Below are 13,142 nucleotides of genomic sequence, written 5' to 3'. Positions count from 1 at the left end.
GCATGCGTACAGACGACTTCCCCCGGCCGGTTTCCGACCCGGAGTCCGAAGGAATCCCGCAGACCGCGGACGACGACTCGACCGCGTACGACGACGTGGCCAGCGGCCGCGAGGCCGACGGTCCGGACCCGGAGAGCATCCCGGGCGACGTGCCGGTGGCGGTGGACCACTTCGGCAACACCGCCCAGGAACAGCTCGACGGGGAGTCGTTGGACTACAAACTCGCCCGTGAGGCGCTGGGCAGGCCGGTGGACGATCCACTCAGTGGGCCGGTCGACCAGGCGCTCGGCGACGAGGCCAACAGCGAACAGGCCGCCGCCCAGGCGCAACGCGACGCTGACGTGCTCGACCCCGGCCCGTACTCGGACCCGAACTCACCGGTCTCGCTCTACGACCACGGTCGGCTCGGTGGGGCGGACAACGGAACGGTGGGGCGGCTGGTCGAAGCCGACGAGGGAGCGCACACCGACGACGAACCGGACTCGGTGGCTGCCGACGCGGGAGCCGCCGGTGGCGGGGCCAGTGCCGAGGAACTGGCGGTCCACGAGGCCGAGTCGCCCGAGGACCACCCGATCGGGCGCTGACGGAGCTGTCGCCAGCCGGCTGGCGACGGTTCCGTCAGTCGTCCAGGCCCCGTTCGATCGCGTACCGGGTGAGCTCCACCCGGTTGTGCAGTTGCAGCTTGCCCAGGGTGTTCTGCACGTGGTTCTGCACCGTCCGGTGGGACAGCCCCAGCCGGCCAGCGATCTGCTTGTACGACAACCCTTTGGCGACCAGCCGCAGCACCTCGGTCTCCCGGTCGGTGAGCCGGGGCTCGTCCCCGGCGGGCCGCGCGGCGGCGGCCAGCCGGCGGTACTCGCCGAGCACCAGTCCGGCCAGTCCCGGCGTGAAGACGGCCTCCCCGGTCGAGGTCCGCCGGACCGCGTCGAGGAACTCCCCCGGGCCGGCCGACTTCAGCAGGTAGCCGGTCGCGCCGGCCTTGACCGCGTCGAGCACGCTCTGCTGTTCTCCGCTGGCCGACAGCATCAACACCCGGACGCCGGGCTGCTCGGCCAGCATGCCGCGGATCACCTCCACCCCGGAGATGTCGGGCAACTGCAGATCCAGCACCACCACCTGAGGTCGGGCCGCCGCGCAGATCCGCACGGCCTGGCGCCCCTCCCCGGTGGTGGCGACCACCTCGTGGCCGGCCTCGGTCAGGTCCCGGGCCACCCCTTCCCGCCACATCGGATGGTCGTCGACCACCATCACCCGGATCGGATCCACCGCATCCGCTGGCGCACCTGCCGTCACCCGTACTCCTCCACCGTCGTGTCCGGGCTCGGCACCCGCAGCTCGATCTCGGTGCCCGCGCCGGGCTCCGAGACGATCCGTACCGTGCCGCCGATCTCGGCGACGCGCCCCTCGATCGACTGGCTCACCCCGAGTCGACCCTGCGCGGCCGCCTCCGCCAGCCGACCGGGTCGGATGCCGCACCCGTCGTCCCGGATCGACACGGTAACCGCGTCCGGCTCCTCTTCGACCAGCACCCACACCCGCGCCTGCGGACCGCCGTGGCGCACCGCGTTGTCGACCGCGGCACCGAGCGCCGCACCCAGCTCGGCGGCGAGCCGACCGGGCAGTAGCACCGGCTCGGCCGGGGTGGCGACCGAGACCCGCGACGACGCGTACCCGTTGACCACCGACCGCAGGTCGACCGGCCCGGCGACGAGCGCCGCCGGCGGGTCGGCCGCTGTCCGCCCGTCCGCCGCCGTCGCGGCGGGCTTGTCCGGCGGTACGGTGACCCGGCTGGTGACCAGCGCCCGCAACGCGGCCTCCTGCTCCCCGGCGAGCCGGGCCAGCTCACCGGCCTCGCCGTCGAGGTCGGCCCCGCGCCGGGCGACCATCGCCAGCACCTGCAGCACCGAGTCGTGGATGTCGCGGGCCAGCCGTTCCCGCTCCCGGGTCGCGGCGGCCAGCTCCCGGGTCGCCGCCTCCAGCTCGACCGCCCGCTGCAACCGGTCCTCGGCCGCGCCGATCAGCCGGGCCACGTGCCCGACGGCGATGCCGGCCAGCAGCATCAGCACACCGGGAGTGACCGACGACTCGTTGAGCCGGTCCCGTACCGCGAGGTCGGCGGCGGTCAGCACCAGGGCGGCGGTCGCCCCGAGGCGCCGGCCACCGGCGACCGCCCAGGCCAGCACCGGACCTGCGAGCCAGGCGACCGCGATGGTCGGCACCCCGCCGGCCAACGCGGGCCGCCCGATGATCCACGGGCTGACCAGCAGCGGGACCAACGCGACGAACAGGTCGGCGGCGAGCAGCGGCCAGCGACGCAGGTGGGGCCGGGCGTACGCCCAGCTGGCGGCGACCGTCCAGGCGATCATGCCGAGCAGGACCGGGACGGCGACGAGCGGATGGGCGTAGTCGGCGGCGTTGCGCGCGTACAGCACCAGCACATAGCCGAGGGCGGTGAACCGGAACACCGCGAGAGCCCGCCACAACGGGACGATCAGGGTGCCTACCGGGGCGGGGCTCTGCCGCACCCGCCGACGATGGCACACAGCCGAGCGGCCGGCGAGGGCTGGTCGGCCTAACACGCCCGGACCGATGTGCATTTCCCCACAGGTCAACGTAGGGTGAGAATGCCGCGAAAGCACTGACGATCAGCAGCCGGATGGGCCATGACCGACGCAGATCCCCCGTCATCGCGTACGGTCGTGCCTATCGACCCGATGGATCTGCTCAGCGAGGCCTTCGACCGGTCGCAGGTCACTGACCTGCGACATCACGTCGCATCGTGCGCCAGTTCGGCCGGGATGAGCGGCCAGCGGCTCGACGATTTCGTGCTGGCCGTCAACGAGCTGATCACCAATGCGGTCCGGCACGGCGGCGGCCAGGGCTGGCTGCGGATGTGGCGTGACACACAGTCGATGAACTGCGAGGTCGCCGACAACGGGCAGGGCATCGGGTCCGACCGGCTGCGCAACCGGGACCGCCCGGCGCCGAACACGGCGGGCGGCTGGGGACTGTGGCTCACCGAGCGGTTGACCGACACCATGGCAGTCGCCACCGGCCCGGAGGGCACCACGGTACGGATCAGCCTCGGACTGTCCGGCCCTGCGGCGTCCGGGGCCGGGATGTCCGAGACTGCGGCGTCCGGGGCCGGGGTGGACGATCCGGTCAGCCGAACAGGGCGCTGACCGACTCGCCGTTGTGAATCCGGCGCATCGCCTCGGCCAGCGCCGGCGCGACGGAGAGCACCTGCAGCTTCGGCACCCGTTTGGCGGCCGGAATCGGCACCGTGTTCGTGCAGACGATCTCCAGCACGCCGTCCTGGTCGCTGAGTCGGTCCAGCGCACCGCTGGAGAACAGCCCGTGGGTGCAGGCGATGCGGATCGACCGGACCTTCAGCTCCCGCAGGTGGTCGATCAGCTCGATCACCGTGCTGCCTTTGGCGATCTCGTCGTCGAGGACGATCACGTCGCGGTCGACGACGTCGCCGATCACCGCGCTGATCTGCACCCGGTCGTCGCTGAACCGCTGCTTGGCCCCGGCCGCGACCGGCAGACCGAGCATCCGGGCGAAGGCGGCGGCTTCCTTGGCGTTGCCCAGGTCGGGTGAGACGACCACGGTGTCGGTCAGGTCCTGGTCGTGGAAGTGCGCAGCGAGCTCGCGCAGCGCGTGCAGGTGGTCGACGGGAACGCTGAAGAAGCCGTGCACCTGCGGGGAATGCAGCGTCATCGCGAGCACCCGGTCGGCACCGGCGGAGACCAGCAGGTCGGCGACGAGTCGGGCACCGATCGAGATCCGTGGGGCGTCCTTCTTGTCCGACCGGGCGTACGCGTAGTGCGGTAGCACCACGGTGATCCGGCCGGCGGAGGCGCCCCGGGCGGCGTCGAGCATCAGCAGCAGCTCCACCAGGTGCTCCTGCACCGGCGGCACCAGCGGCTGGATCAGGAACACGTCCCGTTCGCGGCAGTTCGCCTGCAGCTGCACCTCCAGGCAGTCGTTGGCGAACCGGGACACCCGCACCGGGTGCAGCGGCACGTCGAGGTGGGTGCAGATCTCCGCAGCCAGCTCGGGGTGGGCGCTGCCACTGAACACTGCGATGTCACGCACCAGGTGATGGTAGGTCAGCCCCGGACGGGCGCAGTCGGCGAGACCCTCGGCCGGGCTCAGCCGAGCTGCTTGCGCACGAACTCGATCGACAGCTGGTCGAAGTGCGCCCGGCCACCCTCGTGCCCGTCCCACTCGTACACCTCGATCTCCTTCGGGCCGGCGTACGCGTGGTGGGCGGCGAAGACTGTCGACGGCGGGCAGGTCTGATCCATCAGCGCCGCGCTGAACAGCGCCGGGGCGGTGGCCCACGGCACCAGGTGCGCGGCGTCGACGTAGTCGACCGTGGTGAACGCCGCCGCGGCCCGCTCCGGTTGGATCCGGCAGAACCGGACCAGCTCGTTGTACGGGTCGGCGTCGGTGATCGTGACGGCGCGGCGGATCTGGCACAGGAACGGCACCCGGGACACCACCGCGCCGACCCGGTCCCCGGCGAGCGCGGCGGCGGCCAGCGCCAACCCGCCGCCCTGGCTGGTCCCGACCACGGCGATCCGGGACCGGTCGACATCGGGCAGGTCAGGGGCGATCTCCACCGCTCGGGCCGCGTCGGTGATCAGCCGGCGGTAGTAGTAGCCGGCCGGGTCCAGCACACCCCGGGTCAGGTAGCCCGGCGTGGTCGGCCCGGACCCGTCCGGCCCGGCGTCCGGGGTGTCCCCGCCGCGCCACGACCCGCCCTGGCCCCGGGTGTCCATGACCAGGTGGGCGAAGCCGGCCGAGGCCCACAGCAGCCACTCGTGTGGGCGGCCGCGGCCGCCGCCGTACCCGATGAACTCGACGACGACCGGCAGCGGCCCGGCGGCGCCCGACGGCACGTTGAGCCAGCCTTTGATCTCCTGGCCGGCGAAGCCGGTGAAGCTGACGTCGTACGTGTTGATCATGCGCAGCGCGGTTTCCACCGGGGTCGCCACCGGCGGCACCGCCATCGACCGGGCATCGGACAGCGTCTCGTCCCAGAACTCGCGCAGATCCGCCGGGGGTGACAGCTCAGGCTGGTAGCGCCGCAGCTGATCGAGGGGAAGATCGAACCAGGCCATGGCGGCACGCTACCAGCGCCGGCCGACCCGACGGGGACCGATGTCTGCGGCCATGCCGGCCCTGGCTACGGCCATACTGGCCCGATGACGGAGCAGACCAGCGTGGCCACCGCCGGACGGTACGTCGCCGCCATCGACCAGGGCACCACCTCGTCGCGGTGCATCGTCTTCGATGCGGACGGCGCGATCGTCGCCATGGCGCAGCGGGAGCACCGGCAGATCTTCCCCCGGCCAGGCTGGGTCGAGCACGACGCCGAGGAAATCTGGGCCAACGTCGAGCAGGTGGTCCGGCAGGCACTGGCCGATGCCGGCGTTGGTGCCGGCGCTGGTGCCGGCCAGCTCGCCGCGATCGGCATCACCAACCAGCGGGAGACCACCGTGGTGTGGGACCGGGCCACCGGCCGCCCGGTGCACCACGCGATCGTCTGGCAGGACACCCGCACCGGGCCGCAGCTGCAGCGGCTCGGCGCGGCCGTCGGCGAGCAGCGGCTGCGGGAACGCACCGGGCTGCCACTGGCCACGTACTTCGCCGGGCCGAAGGCGATGTGGCTGCTGGAACACGTCGACGGGCTGCGTGAGCGGGCCGAACGCGGCGAGGTGCTGTTCGGCACGATGGAGTCCTGGCTGATCTGGAAGCTCACCGGCCGGCACGTCACCGACGTCACCAACGCCAGCCGTACCCTGCTGATGGACGTGCGCACGCTGCGCTGGGACGAGGAGATCCGGTCCGCGGCGGGCATTCCGGCCGCGATGCTGCCGCAGATCGTCCCGTCGGCCTCGATCTACGGTACGGCGGACAGCTCAGTGGCTGGCGGTGCGCTGGCCGGCGTGCCGGTCGCCAGTGCGCTCGGTGACCAGCAGGCGGCGCTGTTCGGGCAGACCTGCTTCCAGCCCGGCGAGGCGAAATGCACCTACGGCACCGGCAGCTTCCTACTGCTCAACACCGGTACGAGTGCGGTCACCTCGCAACACGGGCTGCTGACCACGGTGGCCTACCAGATCGGTGACGCCCCGGCGCACTACGCGCTCGAAGGTGCGATCGCGGTGACCGGCTCGCTGGTGCAGTGGCTCCGCGACAATCTGGGGCTGATCTCCAGCGCGGCGCAGATCGAGCAGCTGGCCCGCAGCGTCGACGACAACGGCGGCTGCTACATCGTGCCGGCGTTCTCCGGACTGTTCGCCCCGCACTGGCGGGCCGACGCCCGGGGCGTGGTCACCGGGCTGACCGGCTACATCACCAAGGGACACCTGGCCCGCGCGGTGCTGGAAGCGTCGGCTTGGCAGACCCGTGAGGTGGTCGACGCGATGAACGCCGACTCCGACGTGGCGCTGCGCCGGCTGCGGGTCGACGGCGGGATGACCGCCAACGGGCTGCTGATGCAGTTCCTCGCCGACGTCCTCGACGTGCCGGTGGTCCGCCCGGCGGTCAGCGAGACCACCTGCCTGGGGGCGGCGTACGCGGCCGGGCTGGCGGTCGGCTTCTGGCCGGACCTGGACACGCTGCGCGCCCAGTGGCGGGCCGACGCGCACTGGCGGCCGGCGATGTCGTCGGCGCACCGGGACCGGGAGTACGCCCAGTGGCGCAAGGCCGTCAGCCGCACCCTCGACTGGGTCGACGACTGACGGCCTGTCCCCTCATCGGCTCGGTTGTCCTGCCTCCCCGCCGGGCAGCAGGTCGCCCGATGGCAGCAGATCTGCCGAGCGGCGGGCGACCGCCGATTCGATCAGCGCGATCGCCTCGCCCACCGGCATCGCCGGCAGTTGACGGCCGTCCCGCAACCGCAGCGCGACCCGGCCGTACGGCGCCTCCCGCGCGCCGATCACCGCCACGTACGGGATCTTGCGCCGGGCCGCGGCCCGGATCCGAGCCCCGATGGTGCCGTCGACGTCCACCTCGACCCGCAGACCGGCGGCGCTCGCCTCGCTGGCCAGCGCGTCAGCGGCCGGCCGCTGATCGGTCGCCACCGGCAGGACACACAGCTGCACCGGGGCGTACCAGGCCGGGAAGGCACCGGCGTGCACCTCGATCAGGTGCGCGAACAGCCGCTCCATCGAGCCGACCAGGCTGCGGTGCACCATCACCGGCCGGACCCGTACACCACGTTCATCGATGTAGGACAGGTCGAAGCGGGCCGGCTGAAGGAAGTCGACCTGAATGGTGGACAGGGTCGACTCGCGTCCGGCCGGGTCGACGATCTGCACGTCAATCTTCGGTCCGTAGAAGGCTGCCTCACCGGCGACGACGCCGTACCGGACGTCTGCCGCGTCCAACGCCTGGCGCAGCAGCCGCTCGGCCATCTCCCACGCCTCGTCGTCGCCGGCGTACTTGCCGCCGGCACCGCGACGCGACAGCCGGTACGACGACACGCGTACGCCGAGTGCGTCGTGCGCCTGCCGCATCAGCCGCAGCACGTCGGCGATCTCGACAACGACCTGCGGCACCGCGCAGAAGATGTGCGAGTCGTTCAGCCAGATCGACCGTACCCTGGTCAGCCCACCGACCACGCCGGAGCGTTCCGCCCGGTACATGGCGCCGAGTTCAGCGATCCGCAGCGGCAGGTCCCGGTAGGAGCGCTGCCGCGACTTGAACATCAACGCGTGGTGCGGACAGAGGCTGGGCCGTAACACCAGCCCGTCCCCGTCCTCGACGTCGACGTCGACGTCGACGTCGACGTCGACGTCGACGTCGGTCCTGCTCACCGCCATCGGCGGAAACATCTCGTCGGCGAAATTCATCCAGTGGCCGGACAGCTCGTACATCTGCCGTTTACCCAGCACCGGTGAGTAGACATGCTGGTATCCGGCGCGGCGCTCCAGCTCTCGTAGGTACGACTCGACTTCGTAGCGGGCCGCCGCGCCGGCCGGCAGCCAGAACGGCAGACCGGCACCGATCAGCGGATCAGAGTCGAACAGGTCGAGTTCCCGGCCGAGCTTGCGGTGATCGACGTGTCTCACGGTTTCTCCTGGGTCATGGCCATGGCCGAGACACGCACGGAGAGCCGGAAACGGCCCCGGGCGTCTCGCCCGGGGCCGTTTCGTCAGCTGAGGATCAGGTCAGCGCGAACGTACGCCGGGACGTCCCGGCGTCGTCGTGGCCAACCTCAGATCCATGCCGCGATCGTACGCCTGCCCCGCCCCGCCGCCTACCGATTTCGCCAGCACCCGACGATCAGGCTGAGCCGCACACCGCCACCCGAACCGTTCGCGCCGGCTCCGCACAAACCGTTCGCGATGGATGGCGACTGGCGGGATGCTGTCGGAATGCCCGCCCGCACCGCCTACCACGACGAGCTCGGCGACCACTTCGCCCGACACGCCGACACCAGTCCGTACAACGCCTACACCGACCGGCCGGCGATGCTCGCCCTCGCCGGGGACGTCGCCGGGCAGCGAATCCTCGACGTCGGCTGCGGGGCCGGGCACTACGCGACAGCTACTCGGCGAGCTACGACGGGTGCTCCGGCCGGGCGGGTGGCTGCTGGTCTCCACGACCCACCCGACCGCCGACTGGCGACACTTCGGCGGCTCGTACTTCGCCGACGACTGGGTGGACCTTTCGCTGGCCGGCGGGCAGATGTCGATCCACTATCAACGGATGACGCTGGAGACGTTCCTGGGCGAGCTGCTGGACGCCGGCTTGCGCCTGGAGCGGCTCGTCGAACCGCGCCCGGTGCCCAGTCTCCGTGATGTCGACGAGGCGGCCTACCACAAGCTGTGCCAGTCGCCGTCCTTCGTCGCCGTCCGGCTCCGGCGACCCTGACGACCGGCGGTGGTCCGGTGCCCTGCTGGTCGCGGGACACCGGACGACACCGTCGAGGGTCAGGGGGCGAGGCGGTGCAGGTCGCGCGGGAAGAGCGTGACCTGGCGGATGTTCGGTACGCCGAGCAGCCGGGCCACGAACCGCTCCAACCCGAACGCGAAGCCGCCGTGCGGCGGCATGCCGTACCGCATCGCGTCCAGGTAACCGGCGTACGGGGTGAGGTCGGTCTCGCCCCGCCCGGCGAGCGCGTCGACGTAGTCGCCGTACCGGTGCAGCCGCTGCCCGCCGCTGACCAGCTCCACGCCCCGGAAGATCAGGTCGATGGCCCGGGAGTGGCCGGGCCGGGCCGGGTCCGGGTGGGTGTAGAACGCCCGGTGCCGGGTCGGGTAGCCCTCGACGAAGACGAAGTCGCTACCGTGCTCGCGCAGCGCCCACTCCCCCAGCCAGCGTTCGTGCTCCGGGGCCAGGTCCGGCTCGCCGGTGACGTCCCGGCCGGTCGCCGCGCTGACCATGTCGAGGGCGTCGGCGAAGTGCACGATCACCGGCTCGGCCGGCAACGCCGGCAGCCGTACGTCGAGCAGCTCCAGCGCCGGCCCGGCGCGCTCGGTGACCGCCGCCAGCATGCCGGCCACCGTGGCGTGGCAGACAGCGATCACGTCCCGGTGGTCGTCGACGAAGCCGAGTTCGGCGTCGAGCGACGTGTACGCGGCCAGGTGCCGGGCGGTGTCGCTCGGCTCGGCCCGGAACACCGGCCCCACCTCGAAAACCCGCTCGAAGACGCCCACCATGATCTGCTTGTAGAGCTGCGGTGACTGGGCAAGATAGGCCCGGCGGCCGAAGTAGTCCAGGGCGAAGACGTTCGCGCCGCTCTCGGTCGCCGTACCGACGATCTTCGGGGTGTGGATCTCGACGAACCCCATCGTCGTGAGTGTTTTTCGGAAGCCGGCGACGGCGGCGGCCGCGATCCGGTGCGTCGCGGCCAGCTTCGGGTGCCGCAGTGCGACCGGCGCGTGGTCCAGGATCGTCGGCAGGTTCGCCCGCAGGTCCGGCCGATACAGATCAAACGGTACGGGCGCCGCCGGGTCGCTGAGCGGGGTGATCGTCGGCCCGGTGACCTCGACGCCACCGGGGGCGGTCGGCTGGGCGGTCGCGGTCCCAACGACAGCGACGACGGTTTCCTCCGGCAGGTGCTCGAGTTGTGCCCGTACCGCCGGGTCGGTGACGACGACCTGGGCGAGCCCGGCGGCGTCGCGCAGGATCAGGAACGCGACGGATTTCAGCAGCCGCCGCCGGTGAATCCAGCCAGCCAGCCGTACGGGCTGGCCAATGAAGTCCGGTAGACGAGCGGAAAGGATGCGTTGCATGTGGTGACCTCCTCCGGTGTGCGCAACGCGTCCCCAGAGAGGTGTGGGCGAGCGGGATCCTCGCGGTGCCACCACACCTTCACCGCGCCACCGCGTCGTGTACGCGTGGCGCGGCCTTCGCTTACCCGTGACGTGGGCGAGTCGGCGGGAGTCTACTGAGCCCGGACGGGCCGTTCTTTCCCGCAGCTCAGGAGGGTCTTCACGGCTGGGCCGGAGTCCGCCCTCTCAGCTGTGGGCGGCTCTCTGTCACTCCGGTGGGCGCAACCGCTACTCGGCTCCGTCGTCGCTGTTGTCTGCAGACGCTAACCGCTCACCGTCGCCGTCCGCATCCGGATTCCGACCGCCATCGGCGAGAGTCTGGTGGTCGTCGGCTTCGTCTTGCTCGATGAGGTCGACGTCGAGCCGGTCGAGTAGATCACGAAGGGATTCCAGCAGCTCGGCACGCCGATCGGAATCGGCGTCAGCGGCCACCTCACCGACGATGTTCCCACTATCTTTCATCGGTCTCGCTCCCCGGGCCAGTCGATGGCATGCGCCAGACGGAGACGTGTTTCTCGCTGTCGGAGGTGAACGGCGAGCCGTCCCAGTCCGCTACCCGCTGCTCCAGCGTCAGGCCGGCGAGCCGGGCCATCAGGTCGCACTCGGCCGGCCAGATGTAGCGGAAGTTGCTGGCACCGTAGCTGGCGCTGCCGTCGTCGCGCCGGCGGTAGTGGTGCGAGGTGCCCTGCTGGGTAACCATGTCGTAGGTGTCGAAGCCGACATGCCGATCCGTCACCTCGAACGGCACCGCCGACTGCCCCGGTGGGAACCGCCGGATACCCGGCACCCACAGCTCGACGACGAACCGCCCACCCGGCGAGAGGTGCCGGGCGGCGTTGCGGAAGCACTCCACCTGCTCATCCTGCGTACGCAGGTTGCCGATGCTGTTGTACACGACGTATACCAGGGAGAACCGCCCCGGAGCCGTCGCCGTCGCCATGTCGCCGACGACGACCGGCAGGTCGTCTGCCAGTGGGACCTTGCGGCGGAGCTGATCGACCATCGGCTGCGACAGCTCGATCCCGCTCACCGGAATGCCCTTCGCGGAAAGCGGGATCGCCACCCGACCGGTGCCGATCGCGAACTCCAGCGCAGGACCGGCGCCGGCCAGTTGAGCCAGAAACTTCACCGTCGGCGCAAGTACGTGTGGGGCGAACATCTCGGCCGAGCCCTTGTCGTACGCCTGCGCTGCCTGCTCGCCCCATAGGTCACTGCTCGTCATGGACACGATACTCAAAGCGTTCCCGTACACACGCAAGTCTTTAAAGTGCGGAGTGGTCACACCGTCGAGGTGAGGCTGACGCACGTCATTTCGCGATTTGAGGTGTGTCAGCCTCACCTCGATGCGGCGGACGACGGCGGTGCGGCGCCCCCAGGTGCCGGCGAAGGTCTGGGTAGGGTCAGCGCCGTGACCGTCACGCGATCCCTGGTCCTGTTCGTCCTCGCCGCGCTGGCCGAGATCGGTGGGGCGTGGCTGATCTGGCAGGGCTGGCGGGAGCACCGCGGCCTGCTGTGGATCGCCGCCGGGGTGATGGCGCTCGGGCTGTACGGGTTCGCGGCGTCCTTGCAGCCGGACCCGCACTTCGGCCGGATCCTCGCCGCCTACGGTGGGGTCTTCGTCGCCGGTTCACTCGTCTGGGGCGTCGTCGTGGACAGGTTCCGGCCGGACCGCTGGGACATCACCGGCGCGGCGATCTGCCTGATCGGCGTCGCCGTCATCATGTACGCCCCACGCGGCTGAACTACGAAGGCCACGCTGCCGGCAGTGCTCCTGTACCCGGCGGGTGCGTCTGGAGCCGGCGATGGTTTCTATTGCGGTGGTTTTCTTGCGTCGGATGCGCGACTGGACCGGCGTACCGGGCAGAAAACGACGGCGACGACCCGGCAAGCTCGTCCGATGTCCCGCCCCGCCACGGTGCCCCGCGAGTTGAGCTTCGAGCCGTTCTCCGGCAGCCGCGCCATCGCCGCCGGCCTGATCACCCGACGGATGCTCAACGGCCCGCACTGGCGCCGCATCCTGCCCGACGTCTACGTGCACGAAGGTTCGTACCGACCCGAGGACCACCGGATGTGGTGTGTAGCCGCCGCCGCACGACTGCCGCCCGGCGCGGCGATCCACGAGCTCAGCGCGGCTTTTCTCTGGGGGATTGATCTTCTGCCGCTACGCGGCCCGAGACAGACGGTGGTACCGGTGCACGTCGCGCTGCCGAAGACCGCCCGGCCTGATCCGCACCCCAGGATCAGGTACGCATCCCGGACGCTCACCCCGGACGACATCACCTCCTTGAGTGGGCTTCCCTTGACCACTGAAGTCCGTACCGCGTTCGATCTGGGCCGATCATTGCCGCGTGCCGCTGCGCTCGGTGCCCTCGACGCGTTCCTCCACCGCCGCCTTGTCACACGCAACAGCCTTGCCGCATACATCGACACCCGCTCCGGGCTGCGCGGCCTGCTACAGGTCAGGGATCTTCTTGCTCTCGCGGAACCGTTGAGTGAATCACCGATGGAGAGCCGGCTCCGCCTGCTGCTGCACGACGCCGGCCTGCCAAAACCCACTCCGCAGTACAGGGTGAAGGCTCCTTCTGCGGGCAAGGGGCGGTTCGTCGCCCGGGTCGACCTGGCGTACCCGCAATGGCGGATCGCCATCGAGTACGAAGGTGACCATCACCGGGAGCGGGCCGCGTTCCGCAAGGACGTGTACCGCTTCAACGCGCTGCGGGAAGCTGGCTGGATCGCGCTCCGCTTCACAGCCGACGACGTACTCCGGCGGAAAGAACAAGTCACCCAAAAGGTACGGCGCGCGATCGCCGACCGCGCCACCTGACCACATCGCGCCCGTCGAGGTGA

General features: G+C 70.9%; 14 protein-coding genes. 6 read left to right on the top strand and 8 right to left on the bottom strand.

Going from position 1 to position 13,142, the window contains the following annotated elements; translation table 11 throughout:
* Positions 1-2 precede the first annotated feature (2 nt).
* Positions 3-584, top strand: a complete 582-nt coding sequence (locus O7553_RS03725; protein ID WP_281553483.1) for a DUF5709 domain-containing protein — start codon at positions 3-5, stop codon at positions 582-584.
* 34 nt (positions 585-618) lie between these two features.
* Here O7553_RS03725 and O7553_RS03720 read toward each other — a convergent pair whose 3' ends face one another.
* Complete coding sequence (locus O7553_RS03720) at positions 619-1,248, bottom strand: response regulator transcription factor (protein ID WP_281555452.1); 630 nt, start codon at positions 1,246-1,248, stop codon at positions 619-621.
* A gap of 41 nt (positions 1,249-1,289) precedes the next feature.
* Positions 1,290-2,525 carry a DUF5931 domain-containing protein gene (locus O7553_RS03715; protein ID WP_281553482.1) on the bottom strand — a complete coding sequence of 412 codons (1,236 nt, stop codon included), beginning with the start codon at positions 2,523-2,525 and terminating at the stop codon, positions 1,290-1,292.
* 138 nt (positions 2,526-2,663) lie between these two features.
* On the opposite strand from O7553_RS03715, the gene O7553_RS03710 reads away from it, so the two are divergent.
* Positions 2,664-3,182 (top strand): ATP-binding protein, encoded by a 519-nt coding sequence (locus tag O7553_RS03710; RefSeq protein WP_281553481.1) that lies wholly within the window; start codon positions 2,664-2,666, stop codon positions 3,180-3,182.
* On the opposite strand, the gene O7553_RS03705 is transcribed toward O7553_RS03710, so the two are convergent.
* Positions 3,163-4,101, bottom strand: coding sequence for a ribose-phosphate pyrophosphokinase (locus tag O7553_RS03705; protein WP_281553480.1), 939 nt, complete (start codon positions 4,099-4,101; stop codon positions 3,163-3,165). The two genes, O7553_RS03710 and O7553_RS03705, sit on opposite strands and share 20 nt — an antisense overlap.
* A gap of 56 nt (positions 4,102-4,157) precedes the next feature.
* The gene (locus tag O7553_RS03700) at positions 4,158-5,132 is read right to left on the bottom strand and encodes an alpha/beta fold hydrolase (protein WP_281553479.1); all 975 of its coding nucleotides are present in this window, start codon (positions 5,130-5,132) and stop codon (positions 4,158-4,160) included.
* An 84-nt stretch (positions 5,133-5,216) separates the two neighbouring features.
* Between O7553_RS03700 and glpK the strand changes: the two genes are divergently transcribed.
* Positions 5,217-6,755, top strand: coding sequence for a glycerol kinase GlpK (glpK, locus tag O7553_RS03695; RefSeq protein ID WP_281553478.1), 1,539 nt, complete (start codon positions 5,217-5,219; stop codon positions 6,753-6,755).
* A 12-nt stretch (positions 6,756-6,767) separates the two neighbouring features.
* Here the strand turns inward: glpK and thrS are convergent, their stop codons facing one another.
* The gene (gene thrS, locus O7553_RS03690; RefSeq protein WP_281553477.1) at positions 6,768-8,087 is read right to left on the bottom strand and encodes a threonine--tRNA ligase; all 1,320 of its coding nucleotides are present in this window, start codon (positions 8,085-8,087) and stop codon (positions 6,768-6,770) included.
* Positions 8,088-8,586: 499 nt separating this feature from the next.
* Between thrS and O7553_RS03685 the strand changes: the two genes are divergently transcribed.
* Positions 8,587-8,892, top strand: a complete 306-nt coding sequence (locus tag O7553_RS03685; protein WP_281553476.1) for a hypothetical protein — start codon at positions 8,587-8,589, stop codon at positions 8,890-8,892.
* Between the two features lie 59 nt (positions 8,893-8,951).
* Here O7553_RS03685 and aspS read toward each other — a convergent pair whose 3' ends face one another.
* The 3 genes from aspS to O7553_RS03670 form a co-directional block, all read right to left on the bottom strand.
* On the bottom strand, positions 8,952-10,256 hold the full coding sequence (gene aspS, locus O7553_RS03680) for an aspartate--tRNA(Asn) ligase (RefSeq protein ID WP_281553475.1): 1,305 nt from the start codon (positions 10,254-10,256) through the stop codon (positions 8,952-8,954).
* Positions 10,257-10,523: 267 nt separating this feature from the next.
* Positions 10,524-10,727 (bottom strand): hypothetical protein, encoded by a 204-nt coding sequence (locus tag O7553_RS03675; RefSeq protein ID WP_281553474.1) that lies wholly within the window; start codon positions 10,725-10,727, stop codon positions 10,524-10,526.
* Between the two features lie 19 nt (positions 10,728-10,746).
* Entirely contained in the window at positions 10,747-11,577 is an 831-nt protein-coding gene (locus tag O7553_RS03670; protein ID WP_281553473.1) for a class I SAM-dependent methyltransferase, read from the bottom strand.
* Between the two features lie 126 nt (positions 11,578-11,703).
* On the opposite strand from O7553_RS03670, the gene O7553_RS03665 reads away from it, so the two are divergent.
* Positions 11,704-12,036, top strand: coding sequence for a YnfA family protein (locus O7553_RS03665; RefSeq protein ID WP_281553472.1), 333 nt, complete (start codon positions 11,704-11,706; stop codon positions 12,034-12,036).
* A gap of 156 nt (positions 12,037-12,192) precedes the next feature.
* Entirely contained in the window at positions 12,193-13,119 is a 927-nt protein-coding gene (locus O7553_RS03660) for a DUF559 domain-containing protein (protein ID WP_281553471.1), read from the top strand.
* The last annotated feature ends 23 nt before the right edge of the window (positions 13,120-13,142 follow it).

Origin of the sequence: Solwaraspora sp. WMMA2059, assembly GCF_027497315.1 — a bacterium.
In the GTDB taxonomy this organism is placed as follows: Bacteria; Actinomycetota; Actinomycetes; order Mycobacteriales; family Micromonosporaceae; genus Micromonospora_E.
The sequence above is the reverse complement of the archived record's forward strand: the minus strand, read 5'-3'. Positions and strand labels throughout refer to the sequence as shown.